Source organism: Edwardsiella hoshinae NBRC 105699 = ATCC 33379 (assembly GCF_000474215.1).
Taxonomy (GTDB): domain Bacteria; phylum Pseudomonadota; class Gammaproteobacteria; order Enterobacterales; family Enterobacteriaceae; genus Edwardsiella; species Edwardsiella hoshinae.
In genome coordinates this window covers 124,757-142,542 of the sequence record NZ_BAUC01000005.1, presented here as the reverse complement: position 1 = coordinate 142,542, position 17,786 = coordinate 124,757, and the positions used below count along the sequence as shown (strand labels likewise).

Below are 17,786 nucleotides of genomic sequence, written 5' to 3'. Positions count from 1 at the left end.
TATGGCTGCCTTTTTGTGATGCACTTTCTTGGCGGCCTGAGCTTTCTGTTCGGTGGTCGCTTTCTTATGCTGTTTCTTACTGTGATGTTTGACGGTCCCGGCATCCTTAGTGCTGGTGGCGGTACTGTGTGCCATCGGTGCGGCGGCCGGTGCGGCAGTCGGTTCGGCAGCGAACGCGGCAGAAGAAAGGCCCATCGCAGCAGCAACAACCAGAGCTAATACTTTATTCATTTTGCTATCCTCACTATTCGCTGATTGGTCAGCCCCGCAGTGGAGCCGTTGAGGATATGTTAGGTATTGGTGCCGCAATTGTCCGTGTGTGTTTGGTGTCGGTAGGTAACCGTATGTACAAACGTCTGGATGGCGTTGATTACGGCGCGACGGGCTGCTGCACGGACAGCCAGTAGGCGAGTAGGGCTAAGATATACAGTTTCTCTCCGCCGCTTAAGGCACGATCGGCTGGAATATGGTGCCACTTTGCCAGGCAACCGCGGCAGCAGGTGGCGGTGGCATGCTGGGCGATGAAGACCGGATGCCCCCGCATGGGGGTTTGGCGGCCATCGTTGGGGGGGAGGGGGGGCGCGAGGCGGGTCTCGATAAAGTCATGGGCATGGCGCAATATCTGCGCCATGCCCTGATGCTCCAGATAATGCCATTCGGCGCTGCCGAGGCGAAAGCGGCGGCGGAATGTCGAGCGTTGTAGCCGTTGCCAGACGGCGGTGGAGAAAGGTAACACGTGAGTCTCCGTGGAAAAAGGGAAAACCTACCTTGCACCTTTCGCCGCCGGATGACAATCCGTGCGTTCAGTTGCAGGCGGTGAATACATGGGATTGTGAATTTCTTCGCTGTCTCGTCGTTCTCTGCCCCAGATAGTCAAGACGAGGGGAGCGTACTGAGCGGTTGCTCGCCGGCAAAGATGTTACTGAGTGCGCCGCCGTTGGTCTTGGATCATCTGGCGCTGGCCCTGCTGACTTTCCTGCTGCTACTTCTCTGCCCGTTGTGTGCTCTCTCTTGGCTCGGCTCCTTGACTATCGTCAGCTCTTGCTCCTTGTCCGTCATAGTTCCGCAGGTTCAGATGCCCACCAGCGGTTAGGGAGTTATTCTGGTCATATCAGTGGCAGCTCCATCTGCGTAACAATCGAATCAACGAGCCTCTGTCGCGCCAGGAGTGACAGGTTAAACACGCGTTTCATCATCAGAACAGAGGTAGTGAAAACCGGACACTGAACCGTCTGTAGCATTCAGCATCGCCAATCATCTAAAGTTTTTATTTATTCAATAGCACTCATTACATAACATGTGTTTTATGATTAATATTATTTTTATTTATGGCAAAAATCATATTTCCCATGCCATCATTCAATTTAATATGTGGTTATTAATTTTTAAATATAATGATGTCTGGTTCACAATTCTAGCTAATTAAAGTTTAATATATTACTCAAGCTTGGTAATAAAAATATGCCAGTATGGTTACGTAATAAGGCATTTTATGCCTAAGTAATAGTGGCGTTCTCAATAAGTAACTTATTTTAATGTAATTATTGGATTGAATGTCATTATAAGAAATGGATGTGAATAACTTATCTAATACTAGTTATTATTTTATTGAGGGGAAACGCTGATTTGGATGTGTCATCAGTAAATTAGCTTACATTCCTTAAGCATCCTTTTTGTAGTGCTGGAGACAGGGAGTGATAGTGATTATTGCTCTGGGAATTAAAGAGAAGTGCCTAATATCATGTTGAGAAAATATTTTTTAACGCGATTTTTATCTATGTGACTGGAGAAAGAATAAGTGAATATAAAGAAAAAACCTATAATTATTGATACAGACCCAGGAATTGATGATGCAGTTGCTTTGGCCATTGCTATGCATCACCCAGATTTAGATGTTCGTTTAATTACTACGGTTGCCGGCAACGTCGATGTAGAGAAAACAACTAATAACGCATTAAAATTAGTTGACTTCTTTGGAAAGAATGTTCCTGTGGCAAAAGGTTGCAATAGTCCCTTACTTATTAAATTAGAAGATTCGGCCGATATTCATGGGGAAAGTGGGATGGATGGCTTTGCCTTTCCTAACGCAACCTCGACATGTTTAAAAATTCATGCTGTAGAGGCAATGCGTAAGGAAATTATATCTAGTAATGTACCCGTTACTCTTGTGCCAATCGCTGCTTTAACCAATATTGCCTTGTTGTTCACTCTTTATCCAGAAGTAAAACAAAAAATAAAAGAAGTTGTAATGATGGGGGGTTCTCTCTCAAGAGGGAATACGAATACGAGTGCTGAGTTCAATATATATGTTGATCCACATGCTGCGCAAATTGTCTTTCAATCAGGGGTTCCGTTAACGATGGTTGGCCTGGATGTGACGAGTCAAGCTGTATTAACAAATAATGAAGTACAGCTCATTAGAAGCCTTGGTAAACTTGGAGAAATGTTTTATGGGTTATTTTCTCATTATAGAGGCGGTAGCTTAACTACAGGTTTAAAAATGCATGACGTGTGTGCTATTGCATATTTAACATCTCCTGGCTTATTTAAAACTATGCAGACATTTATTGAAGTTGCTTTAGATGGACCTGGCGCAGGGGCGACAATTGCAGATTTAAAAATGAAATATCATCATAAAGCAAATGCAGAGGTCTGCGTGTCTATTGATGTTGAAGCATTTCAATTGTGGGTGATTGAAAAAATGAAAGCGATTAATAAAAAAGGAGAGTAAGCATGATAGAAATTTTATTAGTGTTGATAGCACTGGTTGTAGTTGCATATCTAATAATAAAAAAATACCATCCAGCGCTCAGTTTAATTATCTGCGCGCTCGGTTTGCTCATATGCGCATGGTTACTGGGGCACCCCATCTATCCGCAAGGGCAGGGAACAGGGTTTGGATTGTTTGATATATTTTTAGAATTTAAAGATACAATTGTCAAACAGGTAAGTCAAGCTGGTATTGTTATTATGATTCTCTTTGGTTATTCAAGCTATATGAATGCAATTGGTGCCAATCAAATGGCTGTGAATTTTTTAGTAAAGCCTTTGTTAAAGATAAAACACAAATCATTGTTTGTTCCGTTGGTGTTTTTACTTGGTAATTTAATGTCTTTGGTTGTTCCTAGTGCATCGAGCTTGGCGATTATTTTGATGGCTGTTTTATATCCAATGCTGACGAGTATGGGAATATCATCATTAACGGCTGCTGGCGTTATCGCAATGACGGCGACGATTATGCCGACACCATTGGGTGCCGATAACGTAATTGCGGCAAATACACTGGGTTATGATGTATTAAGTTATGTTGTTTGGCATGCTAAAATTTCATTGCCATCATTACTAATTATTGCTGTTGTACATTTTTTTTGGCAAAAATACTGTGATAAAAGAGACGGGGATGCTGCGTTTGTCTCTCTAAGTGAAGATGTTTTGAGTAAACAACAGAAAATTGACGTGCCCAGATTTTATGCAGTTTTACCCGTATTGCCGTTATTGTTAATTATTGGCGTAGGGATTGCTGGAGTATTTGTTAAGGGAATAGTGATGGATATTTTTGTTTTAACATTTATTTCTTTCTTTATTTCTGTTTTTAGTAAAGCGGTTCGTCTCAAATCATTTCAGCAAGTTCAAGATAAGGCCGTGGAGATGTTTAAAGGAATGGGGCAGGGGTTTAGTCAAGTTGTGATGTTGGTCGTTGGTGGTTCGTTATTTACAACTGCAATTCAAACATTAGGGATTATTGGCAGTATTATGTCTTCAGTGCAAACAGCAAACTCTGCGGGAATTATTACGACGCTAATTTTTAGTGGTGCAACAACACTTTTTGGTATGCTTAGTGGTGGTGGCTTGGCAATGTTCTATGCCATGATTGAATTAATTCCTGGGATTGCGGAGAAAGCGGGTGTTGATGGTATTTTAATTTCTTTACCAATGCAAATGATTGCAAATTTAACTAGAACAATTTCACCTGTGGCGGCAGTTGTGATGATTGTTGCATCTACGGTGGGAGTAAGTCCTATCAGAATTTTAAAGCGTACAAGTGTACCAACAATTATTGGAATAATTAGTGTGGTTGTTCTTTCTATCCTCGAGTTGCCTAACTAATTAGTGATTGAATTATTAAAGTTAAACTAGGCTGTATCCTTTAATCGCTTAACAGATTGTAAAAGAGATTGATGCCGCCTAGTTTCACCCATGACAGATTCTTGCATACCGTTTTGTCGTAACAGCTGGCAATGCCATACTGTTCTTTTAATAATCGGCTAAAACATTTTTCCACAACGTTACGGTAGCGTGGTAGTGATAAGCGCCATTGGCGAACGGTGAGCGCCTATCTGAAGCTATTGTTGATTAGATTTTCTGGTTATAACGACCGTTATCCCTTTTCGTTGAAGCGTGTAATGAAGTGCAAGCCCGCCGGCGTTAAGTGTTGTCAGCCGGTACGGCATAACCACGTCGCTGGCATGTTGCCAGTCTGGCGTTGCCTGCCGTAGGGAGAGTTTGCGCTCTTCGTGCTGGATGTAGGCTAGCTGCTTTACTTCTTTTGGTAGCGGATGACAATCCGTGCGTTCAGTTGCAGGCGGTGAATACATGGGATTGTGAATTGTTATCGCTAAGGTAAGATAACCCAAGTTAATCATGGGGGCGATGATGGCGCGACACAAAGGGATGGCGAAATGGTTATTGGCGCTCGCGTGCCTGGTGGTGCTGGTCTGCACCAGCCAGCGCATGGCCGGCGTGCATCAACTGAGCCAGTCGTTCCCCCTCGCTGTCTCGTCGTTTTCTGCCCCGGATAGTCAAGGCGAGGGGAGTGCACCGAGCGCCTGCTCGCCGGGGGCAAAGATGTTACTGAGCGCGCCGCCGTTGGCCTTGGAGCATCTGGCGCTGGCCCTGCTGACTTTCCTGCTGCTACTTCTCTGCCCCTTGCGTGATCTCTCCCGCCTCGTGCGCTATCGGCCTCCGGTGCGCTCGCCGGCGCAACGGCGTCTCCATCTCAGGTTGTGTGTCTTCCGCGAATAACGCCGGACGGGTGCGCTCGTCCTCTTTTACTGTTATTGGCGGAGAATAATTATGTCTTTGATTTTTAGGGCGCTGGCCATCGGCCTGTGCCTCTGGCTGCCCCTGGGGTGGGCAGCCGATAGCGGCTGGTTACTGGGCGACAGTAACGGCCAAGCCCGAGTGCGCTTTAGCGCCGCCCGGCAGGATGCGCAGCGGGTCGATCTGGTGGTGCAGGTAGCGCTCGCCAGTGGGTGGAAAACCTATTGGCGCGCTCCCGGCGAAGGGGGTGTGGCACCGAGTATCGCTTGGCGTACACCGTCGCTGGCGGTGCATTGGCGTTGGCCGGTACCGCAACGTTTTTCGGTGGCGGGGCTGACGGCGCAGGGGTATGTCAATGATGTCAGCTTCCCGATCCAGGTAAACACTACGGCGACCCGCCTGCAAGGTGTGCTGACCCTGCCGTTATGCAGTGATGTGTGTGTGCTGCATGATTATCCGTTCGATCTGGATCTATTATCTGCACCAACGGCCGAATTCCGTCATACCTTGGCGCAGGCGGAGGGAACGTTGCCGCTGGATCATGGCATGGTGGATCGGGTCAGCGCGGGTTATGAGCGCGGCAACCTGACCTTGCGCATCGACCGCGCCGGTGGCTGGCAACACCCGGCGATCTTCCTGGCGGGCCCCGAGGGGGCGGCGTTCGCCGCCCCGCAACTGTGGCAACAGGCAGAGACACTGTATGCCCGTGTCGCGGTCAGCGATGGCTGGCAGGGCACGGCCCCCGATCTGCGCGCGGTGCCATTGACGTTGGTGATCAGCGACGTCGGCGTGGCGCAACAGATGACGGTCAGTGCGGACGTGGCGAGTGTGGCACCGCCGGGGCCGCCGGCGGGCAGCGCGACGCTGCTCGGCGCGTTGCTTCTGGCGCTGGCCGGCGGTCTGATCCTCAATCTGATGCCCTGTGTGCTGCCGGTGCTGGCCTTGAAGTTGGGGAGTGTGCTGCATGCTCCGTTAGTGACGGCACGTCAGCTACGCCACCAGTTTCTGCTCTCGGCGGCGGGGATCATCGCCTCTTTCGCGTTATTGGCGGGCTTGATGAGCGTCTTGCGTCTCACTCAGCAGGCCGTCGGCTGGGGGATCCAGTTCCAAAGCCCTTGGTTTATCGGCGTGATGGGGGCGATCACCTTGTTGTTCGCCCTTAATCTATTCGGCTTTTTCTCGCTCACCCTCTCCAGCGCGTTGATGACCCGTCTGGCTGGCGCGTCCCAGGGACACTTCTGGCAGGGAATGTTTGCCACGCTGTTGGCGACACCGTGCTCGGCCCCCTTCATGGGCACCGCCTTGGCCTTTGCTCTGGCCGCGCCCTTGCCGCAATTGTGGCTGGTGTTTTTGGCACTGGGGGTAGGGATGAGCGCGCCTTGGCTGGCCATCGCCGCTTGGCCGCATCTGGCTACCTGGCTCCCGCGCCCCGGACGCTGGATGTTGCATCTGCGGACGATATTGGGGGTGATGATGCTGGCCTCCAGCCTGTGGTTGCTGTCGCTGCTGGCGGCTCACCTCGGTTGGCCTGTCATCGTGGCGTCGATGACGTTATTGGCGTTGCTATTGTTGGGGTTGAGCTGGCGACGCTACGCGCTCCGCGGCCTGGGATGGGCGCTGTTGACGACACTATTGCTGTCTGCCATCCCGTTGCTGATGTACGGGGAGAGTGCCCTGACGCCGCAGCAAGATCGCGTTGACTGGCAGCCGCTGAGCGAGCAGGCGGTGCAACAAGCCTTGCAGCAGCGCAAGCGCGTGTTCATCGATGTGACCGCCGACTGGTGTGTGACCTGTAAGGCGAACAAGGTGAATGTGTTGCTGCGCGACGAGGTGCAGCAGGCGCTGCGTGCCGACGATGTGGTGGCGTTGCGTGGCGATTGGACATTACCCTCGCCCGCGTTGGAGGCGTTCATGCGCCAGCGGGGCGCGGTGGCGGTACCCTTCAATCAAATTTACGGCCCGGCCCTACCACAGGGTGCGGTGCTACCTCCTCTGCTCGATCGCCGGCAGTTGCTGGCCCAATTGGCTGCGGCCAAGGAGTAAGCGATGAAGATCATGTTGCGGACAATGATGACGATGATACTGGTGCTGTTAACGTTGGCGGCCCCGGGGGCGAGGGCGGCGGATGATGCGGAGACGTTGCTGTTCCATAATCCGGCCACGCCGCGCCTGGGGGCCGCCGACGCACAGCTGACGGTGGTGGTGTTTACCGATTACAACTGCCCTTACTGCAAGCGTCTCGATCCGCTGCTGGAGCAGCTGGTCGAGCGCAATCCGCGGGTGGCGGTCGCCTTCAAGCTGCTTCCCTTCAAGGGGGAGAGCTCCCATCAGGCGGCACAGTTGGCACTGACCCTGTGGCGTCAACAACCCGAGCGTTTTCTGGCGTTACATCAGGCGTTGATGGCTAAGCGCGGTTATCATTCGACGGGATCGATACAGGCGGCGTTGCAGCGTAGCGGCAATGCCGGGCTCCAGGCCGATAGTCAGGGGACGATCCAGGAGTTGCGCGATTCGCTGCTGTTGGCGCAGGTGTTGGGGGTTCAGGGGACGCCGACGTTGGTTATTGGCAAGCAGTTGATCCCCGGGGCGATCGACTATGCCCAATTGGAGCAGGCGGTCGAGACCGCGCTGGCGCAACAGCCATGAGACGCCTGGGGCGTTGGGCGCGGCAGGGGGCGTTGCTATTGTTGTTGCTGGCTATGGTCACGGGGGTGATGGACATGCTGCGTCGCCCTCAGTTGCCGGCGGTGTTACCCGCGCAGTTAACGGATCTGGCAGGACGTCCGCTAGCGCTGACGGCGCTCAGCGCCGAACGCCCATTGCTGATCTATGTCTGGGCCAGTTGGTGCGGCGTATGTCGCGTGACCAGCCCAACGGTCGACGCCTTGGCTCGCCACGGTGAAAACGTGGTGACGCTGGCATTGCGCTCGGGAGATGATGCGCGTTTGAGCCAGTTGCTGACGCAGCGGGGGTGGCGCTTTCCGGTGATCAACGACGCCGATGGGCGCTTGAGCGCGGCGTGGCGAGTCGGTGTCACACCGACCTTCATCATTCTGTCGCGCGGACAGGTGGTCGGCAGCACCACGGGCTGGAGCAGCTATCCCGGTTTATGGCTGCGCTTGCGTTGGGCGCAATGGTTCGCCTAGCCTGACGGGACGCCCGGCGGTGTGGCGGCCGCTGGACGGACTGTCCCCACGATAAGCGACAGGCTGTGGTTAGGTATCACATTTATTTAGTGGCAGAATTAGCGCAGCTCAATCCAAACTGGCTAGCGGGTAGGAGAAACGATGAAGATTGTAGTCGATGAGAATATGCCGTACGCCGAGGCGCTGTTTGGCCGCCTCGGCCAGGTGCAGGCGGTGCGGGGGCGTCCGTTACCCACCGACGCACTGGCGGGCGCCGATGCGTTGATGGTTCGTTCGGTGACGGCGGTCAATCAGGCGCTGTTGGCCGATCAGACGGTGCGTTTCGTTGGCACCGCCACCGCTGGAACCGATCATGTGGATACCGATTGGTTGGCGCAGGCGGGGATCGGTTTCTCCGCCGCACCCGGTTGCAACGCGATCGCCGTGGTGGAGTATGTCTTTTCGGCCCTGATGATGCTGGCGGAGCGCGATGGCTTCGTGCTGCGTGATAAGACTGTGGGGATTGTCGGCGTGGGTAACGTCGGCAGCCGGCTGCAACGCCGCTTAGCGGCGTTGGGCGTTCGCACCCTGTTGTGCGATCCACCGCGAGCCGATCGCGGCGATGGCGAGATCTTCCATCGCCTGGCGGATCTGCAACGCGAGGCGGACATCATCACCTTCCACACTCCGCTGAATAAGTCCGGTCCTTATCAGACCTGGCATCTGGTAGATGAGGCGTTCCTCGCGGCGTTGCCGCCGGGGCGTATCTTGATCAATGCAGCGCGTGGCGCCATCGTCGACAATGCGGCACTATTGCGTGCCTTGCAAGCGGGACAAGATCTGCGTGTGGTACTGGACGTATGGGAGCCGGAACCGATGTTGTCGTTGCCCCTGTTAGCCTGTGTCGATGTCGCCACCCCGCATATCGCCGGCTATAGCCTTGAGGGTAAGGCGCGTGGCACCACCCAGGTGTTCGAGGCGTTCAGTGCCTTCCTCGGGCGGCCGGAGCGGGTCGCCTTGGCCGATCTGTTGCCGCCAGCGCCGGTGGCGGCGGTGCGTATTCAGGGCGCGCTCGATCAGGCGATGCTCAAACGTCTGATGCATCTGGTGTATGATGTGCGCCGTGATGATGCGCCGTTGCGCCGCGTCGCCGGGCAGGAGGGGGCATTCGATCGCCTGCGTAAGCACTATCCGGCGCGGCGGGAGTGGTCGTCGCTTCAGGTGATTTGCGACGATAGCGCCACGGCCGAGCTGGTGACGGCGTTAGGATTTAGCGCACGCATCGCCTGAATGGTGCGCAGACTGTAACATTTTATCGCCAGTGCGCCATGGTGCGTACTGGCGATTTTTGCTGAGTTATCAAGAGGACGGCAGGGCTCATGTTTGCCGTCCGAGGAGAGTTAAAATGAGCGAAGGCTGGAATATTGCCGTATTGGGCGCGACGGGAGCCGTTGGGGAAGCGTTACTGGAGCAGCTCCAGGCACGTGAGTTTCCGTTGGGAGAACTGTACCTGCTGGCCAGTGAGCATAGTGCCGGGGAGAGCATCCGGGTGAATGGCCGCCAGATGGTGGTGCAGGATGCGGCCAGCTTTGATTGGGCTCAGGCCCAGTTGGCGTTCTTCGTCGCCGGACGTGAGGCGTCGCTGCGCTATGCCGAGGAGGCGGGCAACGCCGGGTGTCTGGTGATCGACAGCAGCGATGCTTTTGCGCTGGAGGCGGATGTTCCGCTGGTGGTGCCGGGGGTCAATCCGCATGCGCTGGCCGAGTACCGCAACCGCAACATTGTGGCGGTGGCCGACAGTCTGACCAGCCAATTGTTAACGGCGATCCACCCGCTGAGTGCCGAGAATGGTCTGGCTCGCATCGGCGTGACCTGCCTGCTCTCTGCCTCCGCCCACGGTAAGGCGGCGGTAGACGAACTGGCCGGACAAAGTGCTCGTCTGCTTAACGGTATGCCATTCGAGCCGGGCCTGTTTCAGAAGCAATTGGCGTTTAACCTGTTGCCGTTGTTAGCGGACGAGCAGGGCAGTGTCTGCGAGGAACGCCGCCTGGTGGATCAGGTGCGTAAGGTGTTGCAGGAGCCGGGATTGCCGCTGACGGTGAGCTGCATTCAGTCACCGGTCTTTTATGGTCATGCCCAGTGTGTACAGCTAGAAACCCTGCGCCCGCTCAGTGCCGAGGAGGCGCGAGAGTTGTTGGCGCAGACTGGCGATATTCGTCTGAGTGACGAGGATGACTATCCGACCCAGGTGGGTGATGCCTCGGGTAATCCACACCTGAGCATCGGTTGCGTGCGTAATGATTATGGCATGCCGGAGGCGGTACAGTTTTGGTCGGTGGCGGATAACGTGCGTTTCGGCGGTGCGCTGATGGCCTTGGAGATCGCCGAGCGTCTGATGCAGGAGTACCTGTATTGATGACGCAGCAACCGTTGGCCGGGCAGACGGCGCGCCCGGTATATCACATCGCGTTGGGGATCGAGTACGATGGCAGCCGCTATGCCGGCTGGCAGCGTCAGCAGGAGGTCGATAGCGTGCAAGCCCGGCTGGAGGCGGCGTTGTCGCGGGTCGCCAGCGAGCCGGTGACGGTGTTCTGCGCGGGGCGTACCGATGCCGGGGTGCATGCTACCGGGCAGGTGGTACACTTCACTACTCATGCCTGTCGTCAGGAGGGGGCATGGACCATGGGAGTCAATGCTCACCTGCCGAAGGATATCGCGGTGCGCTGGGTCAAAGCGGTCAGCGCCGATTTTCATGCGCGTTTTAGCGCAACGGCCCGCCGCTACCGCTATGTTATCTATAATCACCGCTACCGTCCGGCGGTGTTGCAGAGCGGTGTGACGCATTTCTACCATCCGCTGGATGCCGAACGGATGGCGCGCGCCGGCCAGGCGTTGCTGGGGGAGAACGACTTTAGCTCGTTTCGCGCCGCCCAGTGCCAGTCGCGTACCCCGTGGCGTAACGTCTCTCACCTGTGGGTCAATCGTTATGGCCCCTATGTGGTGGTCGATATTAAGGCCAATGCTTTCGTCCACCACATGGTACGTAACATCGTTGGCAGTTTGCTGGAGGTGGGATGCGGCAACCAGCCTGAGGGGTGGATCGCCGAGTTGCTGGCTGCCCGCGATCGTACGCTGGCGGCGGCGACCGCCAAGGCCGCCGGGCTGTATTTGGTCGCCGTGGATTACCCGGCACAGTTTGCGCTACCACAGCCGCCGTTAGGGCCGCTGTTTTTACCCGATTGATAACCGGAGCCGTGATGGAATATTTACAGTGGATCGTTGATTTTATTCTGCATATTGATGTGCACTTGGCGCAATTGGTGGCCCAGTATGGCGTCTGGATCTACGCCATCCTGTTTTTGATCTTGTTCTGCGAAACCGGTCTCGTGGTTACCCCATTCTTGCCGGGGGATTCGTTACTGTTCGTCGCCGGGGCATTAGCCTCGTTACCGAGCAATGAGATGAACGTGCATCTGATGGTGGCGCTGATGGTCACGGCGGCGATCCTCGGCGATGCGTTGAACTACACCATCGGTCGCCTGTTTGGCGAGCGTTTGTTTAGCAACCCTGATTCGCGCATTTTTCGTCGCAGTTACCTGGACAAGACCCATGCGTTCTACGAGCGTCACGGTGGAAAGACGATTATTTTGGCGCGTTTTGTCCCTATCGTGCGCACGTTTGCTCCCTTCGTCGCCGGGATGGGGCATATGACGTACCGCCATTTCGCCGCTTATAACGTGATCGGCGCCCTGCTGTGGGTCCTCTCTTTCACCTACGCCGGGTATCTGTTCGGTAACGTGCCGCTGGTGCAGGAGAACCTGAAGCTGCTGATCGTGGCGATCATCGTGCTTTCGATCCTGCCAGGGGTGATCGAGATCTGGCGCCACAAGCGCCAGGCACGGCGTGCGATGCGCTCTAAGTAGGTCACAAAATCGCCGCGCTTCGCTCACGCGGAGTGGGTGAAAAATGTAAACTCGGCACGGTTCGACCAGTTTTTTATCTACACAGTCGAGCCGTTGTGGTTTAATGAACGGCATTTATGGTCTGTTACCTGCCGGTAAAAAGTGGCCCGTCTCCCTGAAGTCAAGGAGACGCTGGCGAAAACCCGTCTCAGTGTTGGCTGGGGCTTTATTTTGTTCTCTCGGCAGGGGCAGAGGACTGGCATTCCGCCAGGTTCAAACAGAAAGGTCATCGATGAGCTGGATTGAACGCATTCTTAATAAGAGCAATATCTCTCAAACCCGCAAGGCAAGCATTCCGGAAGGGGTATGGACCAAGTGCGATAGCTGCGGTCAGGTCCTCTACCGCGCCGAGCTGGAGCGCAATTTAGAAGTCTGCCCTAAGTGCGACCATCACATGCGCATGACGGCGCGTATGCGTCTGAATACGCTGTTGGACGAGGGGAGCCATGTCGAATTGGGCAGCGAGCTGGAGCCGAAGGATGTCCTGAAGTTTAAGGATTCCAAAAAGTATAAGGATCGTCTCGCCGCGGCTCAGAAAGAGACCGACGAAAAAGATGCGCTGGTGGTGATGAAGGGGACGTTGCACGGTATCCCGGTGGTCGCTGCTTCCTTCGAGTTCTCCTTTATGGGCGGATCGATGGCATCGGTAGTGGGGGCGCGGTTCGTGCGCGCCGTCGAGCAGGCGCTGGAGGATAACTGCGCCCTGATCTGTTTTTCCGCCAGCGGCGGCGCCCGGATGCAGGAGGCGTTGATGTCGCTGATGCAGATGGCGAAAACCAGCGCGGCGTTGGCGAAAATGCGCGAACGCGGTCTACCTTATATCTCGGTATTGACCGATCCGACGATGGGCGGCGTCTCCGCCAGCCTGGCGATGTTGGGCGATATCAACATCGGCGAACCGAAGGCCTTGATCGGCTTCGCCGGCCCGCGTGTCATCGAGCAGACGGTCCGCGAGAAGCTGCCGCCGGGATTCCAGCGCAGTGAGTTCCTGCTGGAGAAAGGCGCCATCGACATGATCGTGCGCCGCCCGGCGATGCGCGACAAGCTGGCCTGCCTGGTGGCTAAGATGACTGGGCGTCCGGCCCCATTGGACGAGGCGGTGCCGGCGGTGCACACGGCGGAAGACGGCGCACAGGCCTAATTCCCCGGTGAGCTTCCCCGGCTTAAGGCCGGGCGCGGCGTGGGGTATCGCCTGCGTCGCACCACGTTAGGGAACCGGTCCCGTTCCGGGGCCGTTCATCCTCCGCAACGGCTAGATTACGGGACGTAAAACAGCATGAATACGCTTCCTACTCCACAGGCGACCTCGCCACTCTCTACCTGGCTTGAGTATCTCGAGCAACTACATAATAAAACCATCGATCTCGGTTTAGCGCGCGTGCGGCGTGTCGCGCAGCATCTGGATCTGTTGACGCCGGCGCCCGTGGTTTACACCGTGGCGGGGACCAACGGTAAGGGCACGACCTGTCGTACGCTGGAAGCCATCTTGATGGCGGCCGGTTATCGGGTCGGGGTCTATGGTTCCCCCCACTTACTGCATTATCGCGAACGGGTACGTATTCAGCATCGCGAATTGGATGATGCGGCGCATGCCGCCGCTTTCGCCGCCATCGAGGCGGGGCGTGCGGGTGTGTCGTTAACCTATTTTGAGTTCGGTACCCTGGCGGCGTTGTACCTGTTCAAGCAGGCGGCGCTGGATGCGGTGATCTTAGAGGTCGGCCTGGGGGGACGTCTGGACGCCACCAATATCGTCGACGCCAGTGTGGCGGTGGTGACCAGTATCGCGTTGGACCACACCGATTGGCTGGGCGATTCGCGTGAGAGTATCGGTCGGGAGAAGGCCGGTATTTTCCGTGCGGGAAGACCCGCCGTGGTCGGTGAGGCACAGATGCCGGAGTCTATCGCGGCGGTGGCGGCACAGTGCGCGGCTCGATTGCTGCGACGTGGCGTCGACTGGGACTTCAGCGTCACGGCGTCGGGGTGGCGCTGGTGCGCCGGGGCTAACACGCTCGATGATTTGCCGTTGCCTCAGGTTCCGTTGGCCAATGCGGCGACGGCATTGGCGGCGCTGGCCGCCGGACCATTGGTCGTCGATGAGGCGGCTATCCGCCAGGGGCTATGCAATGCCTCCCTGCCAGGACGTTTTCAGCAGGTCGGGCAGGCACCGCGCCTGATCCTGGATGTGGCGCATAATCCGCATGCTGCCGCCTACCTGGTGCAACGCCTGCAAGCGTTGCCGCGGCCTAAGCGGCTGCGTATGGTGATCGGCATGCTGAGCGACAAAGACATCGCCGGCACCTTGGCCTGCCTGACGCCGCTGGTCGATGAATGGTACTGTGCGCCGTTGAGCGGGCCGCGTGGTGCGCCAGCGTCTGCGCTGACGGCGCACCTGCCGGCCGGCGCACGCGTGTTCGCCGATGTCGAGCAGGCTTGGCGCCAGGCGATGGCTGAGGCCGAGGCCGAGGATACGGTGGTGGTCTGTGGCTCGTTCCACACGGTCGCGCAAGTGATGGCGGTTCTACCGTCAGGAGGACGGGGTGGCGAGTAAGTTCCAAAACCGACTGGTCGGGACGGTGATCCTGGTCGCCCTGGGGGTGATCGTACTGCCTGGCCTGCTAGACGGCCAGAAAAGGCATTATCAGGATGATTTTGCTGCGATCCCGCTGGTACCGCGTCCGGGAGAAGACGATCCCACGGATGCCATTCCGCCGGTGACGCAACCGTTAAGCGAGACGCCGCCCACGGCGTCGCACACCGGGAGCGTCGCCGCGCCAGGCGGTACGGCGCCGCTGTCACCGCCGACCTCATCCAACACCGTCTCGCCGACGCGTGGCAACGGGGAACTGGTGGAGTTGAAACCGGTCGAGAGCCGGGCGCCGGAGCCGCGTAAGGTCGCGGAAGTACCGACGATTGCGCCGACTCAGCCGGTCGAGAGTCGGCCTAAACCCCGCGAAGCGGAGCGTCGCCCGGCAGTGGCCGAGCCGGCGAAGCGTGTGACACCGCCGGCCCCGGCCCCCGTACCGGCCCCCGCACCGTCGCCGCGCGCGGAGCAGGCGCCGGTCGGTCAAGCCTACGTAGTGCAGCTTGGGGCGTTACGGAACGCCAGCAAGGTGAACGAGATCATCGCCAAGCTGCGTCTTTCCGGTTACCGGGTCTACAGCGTGCCGGCGACCCCGGTACAAGGGGAGATAACCCGGCTATTCGTCGGCCCGGAAGCCTCGCGTGCCAAACTTCAGGCGGCGTTGCCGGAGCTGAACAGCCTGAGCGGACTGAATGGGCAAATCCGCAATTACAGCGTGCGTTAAGGCACGCATGGGAGAGGGATACGGCGCTGTCCGCATTGGCGGGCAGGGCCGTTTTTTTCATGAAAACGCGTGTGTGACGAGGCGGATTTATTTACGCCATGTCAGGGAAATCTGCTACGCAAACGTTTTCTTTTTCTGTTAGAATGCGCCGCGAGTAGGATAGCGCGGCAATTCATGCTTTGGAATTATCATGGTTTGGATTGATTGGGTCATTATTGGCATCATCGGATTTTCCGCTTTAGTTAGCCTGGTCCGGGGATTTGTGCGCGAGGCGTTGTCACTGGTTACCTGGGGGGCCGCGTTCTTTGTTGCCAGCCATTTTTACTCCTATCTGGCCGCCTTTTTTACCCGTTTTGAAGATGCGCTGGTGCGTAACGGTATTGCGATTGCGGTGTTGTTCATCGCAACCCTGATCGTCGGCGCTATCGTTAACTACGTGATCGGTTCTTTGGTGGAGCGTACCGGCTTGAGCGGTACGGATCGGGTGCTTGGCGTCTGTTTCGGCGCGTTGCGCGGTGTGTTGATCGTCGCAGCCCTGTTGTTCTTCCTGGATACCTTTACGGCGATGGCGCAGAGCGAAGAGTGGCAGCAGTCCCGGCTCATCCCGCAGTTCAGGCCTATCATCAGGTGGTCGTTTGACTATCTGCAAAGCACGTCGAGTTTCTTACCGGAGCATATGCCTGCCATGCCGCTCCGGTAACGCTGATGAGGAAATGACAACATGTGCGGTATTGTCGGTATCGCCGGTTTTACGCCGGTAAACCAGTCCATCTATGATGCATTGACGGTGTTGCAACATCGCGGCCAGGACGCCGCGGGCATCGTCACCATCGATGATAACCATACCTTTCGCCTGCGTAAGGCTAATGGGCTGGTGAGCGATGTGTTTGAGGCGCGCCATATGCAGCGTCTACAGGGAAATATGGGGATAGGGCATGTGCGCTATCCCACCGCCGGCAGCTCCAGCGCCTCCGAGGCACAGCCGTTCTATGTGAATTCCCCCTTTGGCATCACCTTGGCGCATAATGGTAATCTGACCAATGCCCATCAGTTGAAGCAACAACTGTTCGAGCATGCCCGGCGCCACGTCAATACCTCCTCCGATTCCGAAATCCTGTTAAATGTGTTCGCCTACGAGTTGGATCGCTACGATAGCTATCCGCTGAGTGAGGAGAATATCTTTGCCGCTGTCGCGGCGACCCATCGCCAGATCCGCGGTGCCTACGCCTGCGTGGCGATGATCATCGGCCACGGTATGGTTGCTTTCCGCGATCCGAACGGTATTCGTCCGCTGGTGATCGGTAAGCGTGACTTAGCGGATGGCCGCACCGAGTATATGGTCGCCTCGGAGAGCGTGGCGTTGGATACGCTCGGCTTCGACTTTATCCGTGACGTGGCACCGGGCGAGGCGATCTACGTCAACACCCAAGGGCAGCTGTTCACGCGCCAGTGCGCCCAGGAGCCAAAGAGTCACCCCTGCCTGTTCGAGTATGTCTATTTTGCCCGACCGGACTCGTTCATCGACAAGATCTCGGTCTACAGCGCTCGGGTGCGCATGGGGCAGAAGCTGGGGCAGAAGATCGCCCGGGAGTGGGAAGATCTGGATATCGATGTGGTGATCCCGATCCCGGAAACCTCTTGCGATATCGCCCTGCAAATCGCGCGCATCCTGGATAAGCCCTATCGCCAGGGGTTCGTTAAGAATCGCTATGTCGGCCGTACCTTCATCATGCCGGGTCAGCAATTGCGGCGTAAGTCGGTGCGCCGCAAGCTGAACGCCAACCGTGCCGAGTTCCGTGATAAGAATGTGTTGTTGGTGGACGATTCCATCGTACGCGGTACCACCTCTGAGCAGATTATCGAGATGGCGCGTGAGGCGGGGGCCCGTCGAGTCTACCTGGCCTCTGCCGCGCCGGAGATCCGCTTTCCGAATGTCTATGGTATCGACATGCCGAGCGTCAGTGAGCTGATCGCCCATGGCCGCGAGGTGGATGAGATCCGTCAACTGATCGGCGCCGACGGCTTGATCTTCCAGGATCTCGACGATCTGATCGCGGCGGTGGGGGAGGATAATCCGGATATCGAGCAGTTCGAGTGCTCGGTGTTTAACGGTGTCTACATTACGCGCGATGTGGATCAGTCCTACCTAGACTACCTGCAATCGTTGCGTAGCGATGATGCCAAGGCGCTGAGCAACCAGCAGCAGGCCGAGGATCTGGAACTGTATAACGAAGGCTAACGGGCACAAGGCCATCCTGTTCCCAATAACGGGCCGCAGTAGCGGCCCGTTTTCGCTTGCACCGTCTAACGGCTTGCGGCAAAGTCGCAGCAGCAGAATGAATGAGGATGAGTGA

At 56.4% G+C, this 17,786-nt stretch carries 18 protein-coding genes and 1 pseudogene; 16 read left to right on the top strand and 3 right to left on the bottom strand.

Going from position 1 to position 17,786, the window contains the following annotated elements; genetic code table 11:
* The coding region (gene asr / locus EHO01S_RS02945) for an acid resistance repetitive basic protein Asr (protein ID WP_024522561.1) at positions 1-231 on the bottom strand (231 nt) is incomplete at its 3' end.
* A 139-nt stretch (positions 232-370) separates the two neighbouring features.
* On the bottom strand, positions 371-736 hold the full coding sequence (locus EHO01S_RS02940; RefSeq protein WP_024522560.1) for a DUF4186 domain-containing protein: 366 nt from the start codon (positions 734-736) through the stop codon (positions 371-373).
* Positions 737-832: 96 nt separating this feature from the next.
* Between EHO01S_RS02940 and EHO01S_RS18085 the strand changes: the two genes are divergently transcribed.
* Positions 833-1,093 carry a hypothetical protein gene (locus tag EHO01S_RS18085; RefSeq protein WP_174375472.1) on the top strand — a complete coding sequence of 87 codons (261 nt, stop codon included), beginning with the start codon at positions 833-835 and terminating at the stop codon, positions 1,091-1,093.
* A 19-nt stretch (positions 1,094-1,112) separates the two neighbouring features.
* Here EHO01S_RS18085 and EHO01S_RS19450 read toward each other — a convergent pair.
* Positions 1,113-1,208: pseudogene (locus EHO01S_RS19450) on the bottom strand (IS5/IS1182 family transposase); the annotation flags it as partial.
* Positions 1,209-1,804: 596 nt separating this feature from the next.
* Between EHO01S_RS19450 and rihC the strand changes: the two are divergent.
* The 15 genes from rihC to purF all read left to right on the top strand — a co-directional run bounded on the left by rihC (position 1,805) and on the right by purF (position 17,671).
* Entirely contained in the window at positions 1,805-2,731 is a 927-nt protein-coding gene (gene rihC, locus EHO01S_RS02930) for a ribonucleoside hydrolase RihC (RefSeq protein WP_035370192.1), read from the top strand.
* A 2-nt stretch (positions 2,732-2,733) separates the two neighbouring features.
* Positions 2,734-4,107, top strand: coding sequence for a C4-dicarboxylate transporter DcuC (gene dcuC, locus EHO01S_RS02925; RefSeq protein WP_024522558.1), 1,374 nt, complete (start codon positions 2,734-2,736; stop codon positions 4,105-4,107).
* A gap of 546 nt (positions 4,108-4,653) precedes the next feature.
* Complete coding sequence (locus EHO01S_RS02920; RefSeq protein ID WP_024522557.1) at positions 4,654-5,022, top strand: hypothetical protein; 369 nt, start codon at positions 4,654-4,656, stop codon at positions 5,020-5,022.
* Positions 5,023-5,073: 51 nt separating this feature from the next.
* Positions 5,074-7,083: a protein-disulfide reductase DsbD family protein gene (locus EHO01S_RS02915; protein ID WP_035370187.1), complete on the top strand. Its 2,010-nt coding sequence runs from the start codon at positions 5,074-5,076 to the stop codon at positions 7,081-7,083.
* Positions 7,084-7,086: 3 nt separating this feature from the next.
* Positions 7,087-7,686 carry a DsbA family protein gene (locus EHO01S_RS02910; protein WP_024522555.1) on the top strand — a complete coding sequence of 200 codons (600 nt, stop codon included), beginning with the start codon at positions 7,087-7,089 and terminating at the stop codon, positions 7,684-7,686.
* On the top strand, positions 7,683-8,186 hold the full coding sequence (locus EHO01S_RS02905; protein WP_024522554.1) for a protein disulfide oxidoreductase: 504 nt from the start codon (positions 7,683-7,685) through the stop codon (positions 8,184-8,186). The genes EHO01S_RS02910 and EHO01S_RS02905 overlap by 4 nt, the downstream gene beginning before the upstream one ends.
* Positions 8,187-8,327: 141 nt before the next feature.
* Positions 8,328-9,455 (top strand): 4-phosphoerythronate dehydrogenase PdxB, encoded by a 1,128-nt coding sequence (gene pdxB, locus EHO01S_RS02900; protein ID WP_024522553.1) that lies wholly within the window; start codon positions 8,328-8,330, stop codon positions 9,453-9,455.
* 115 nt (positions 9,456-9,570) lie between these two features.
* Positions 9,571-10,581: an aspartate-semialdehyde dehydrogenase gene (locus tag EHO01S_RS02895; RefSeq protein ID WP_024522552.1), complete on the top strand. Its 1,011-nt coding sequence runs from the start codon at positions 9,571-9,573 to the stop codon at positions 10,579-10,581.
* Complete coding sequence (gene truA / locus EHO01S_RS02890; protein ID WP_035370185.1) at positions 10,581-11,408, top strand: tRNA pseudouridine(38-40) synthase TruA; 828 nt, start codon at positions 10,581-10,583, stop codon at positions 11,406-11,408. The genes EHO01S_RS02895 and truA overlap by 1 nt, the downstream gene beginning before the upstream one ends.
* Before the next feature lie 14 nt (positions 11,409-11,422).
* Entirely contained in the window at positions 11,423-12,088 is a 666-nt protein-coding gene (locus EHO01S_RS02885) for a DedA family protein (RefSeq protein WP_024522550.1), read from the top strand.
* Positions 12,089-12,359: 271 nt separating this feature from the next.
* Positions 12,360-13,268 (top strand): acetyl-CoA carboxylase, carboxyltransferase subunit beta, encoded by a 909-nt coding sequence (gene accD / locus EHO01S_RS02880; protein WP_024522549.1) that lies wholly within the window; start codon positions 12,360-12,362, stop codon positions 13,266-13,268.
* A 135-nt stretch (positions 13,269-13,403) separates the two neighbouring features.
* Entirely contained in the window at positions 13,404-14,675 is a 1,272-nt protein-coding gene (folC, locus tag EHO01S_RS02875; protein ID WP_024522548.1) for a bifunctional tetrahydrofolate synthase/dihydrofolate synthase, read from the top strand.
* On the top strand, positions 14,665-15,432 hold the full coding sequence (dedD, locus tag EHO01S_RS02870; protein WP_024522547.1) for a cell division protein DedD: 768 nt from the start codon (positions 14,665-14,667) through the stop codon (positions 15,430-15,432). Before folC ends, dedD begins: the two co-directional genes overlap by 11 nt.
* A gap of 190 nt (positions 15,433-15,622) precedes the next feature.
* Positions 15,623-16,132, top strand: a complete 510-nt coding sequence (cvpA, locus tag EHO01S_RS02865) for a colicin V production protein (RefSeq protein ID WP_024522546.1) — start codon at positions 15,623-15,625, stop codon at positions 16,130-16,132.
* Positions 16,133-16,153: 21 nt separating this feature from the next.
* The gene (gene purF, locus EHO01S_RS02860) at positions 16,154-17,671 is read left to right on the top strand and encodes an amidophosphoribosyltransferase (RefSeq protein WP_024522545.1); all 1,518 of its coding nucleotides are present in this window, start codon (positions 16,154-16,156) and stop codon (positions 17,669-17,671) included.
* The last annotated feature ends 115 nt before the right edge of the window (positions 17,672-17,786 follow it).

Bases quoted from the DNA above. Each gene is read 5' to 3' on its own strand.
- cvpA (WP_024522546.1), top strand. From the start codon at position 15,623: ATGGTTTGGATTGATTGGGTCATTATTGGCATCATCGGATTTTCCGCT.
- folC (WP_024522548.1), top strand. From the start codon at position 13,404: ATGAATACGCTTCCTACTCCACAGGCGACCTCGCCACTCTCTACCTGG.
- EHO01S_RS02915 (WP_035370187.1), top strand. From the start codon at position 5,074: ATGTCTTTGATTTTTAGGGCGCTGGCCATCGGCCTGTGCCTCTGGCTG.
- truA (WP_035370185.1), top strand. From the start codon at position 10,581: ATGACGCAGCAACCGTTGGCCGGGCAGACGGCGCGCCCGGTATATCAC.
- EHO01S_RS02920 (WP_024522557.1), top strand. From the start codon at position 4,654: ATGGCGCGACACAAAGGGATGGCGAAATGGTTATTGGCGCTCGCGTGC.
- accD (WP_024522549.1), top strand. From the start codon at position 12,360: ATGAGCTGGATTGAACGCATTCTTAATAAGAGCAATATCTCTCAAACC.
- EHO01S_RS02905 (WP_024522554.1), top strand. From the start codon at position 7,683: ATGAGACGCCTGGGGCGTTGGGCGCGGCAGGGGGCGTTGCTATTGTTG.
- purF (WP_024522545.1), top strand. From the start codon at position 16,154: ATGTGCGGTATTGTCGGTATCGCCGGTTTTACGCCGGTAAACCAGTCC.
- EHO01S_RS02895 (WP_024522552.1), top strand. From the start codon at position 9,571: ATGAGCGAAGGCTGGAATATTGCCGTATTGGGCGCGACGGGAGCCGTT.
- EHO01S_RS02885 (WP_024522550.1), top strand. From the start codon at position 11,423: ATGGAATATTTACAGTGGATCGTTGATTTTATTCTGCATATTGATGTG.
- pdxB (WP_024522553.1), top strand. From the start codon at position 8,328: ATGAAGATTGTAGTCGATGAGAATATGCCGTACGCCGAGGCGCTGTTT.
- dcuC (WP_024522558.1), top strand. From the start codon at position 2,734: ATGATAGAAATTTTATTAGTGTTGATAGCACTGGTTGTAGTTGCATAT.
- EHO01S_RS02910 (WP_024522555.1), top strand. From the start codon at position 7,087: ATGAAGATCATGTTGCGGACAATGATGACGATGATACTGGTGCTGTTA.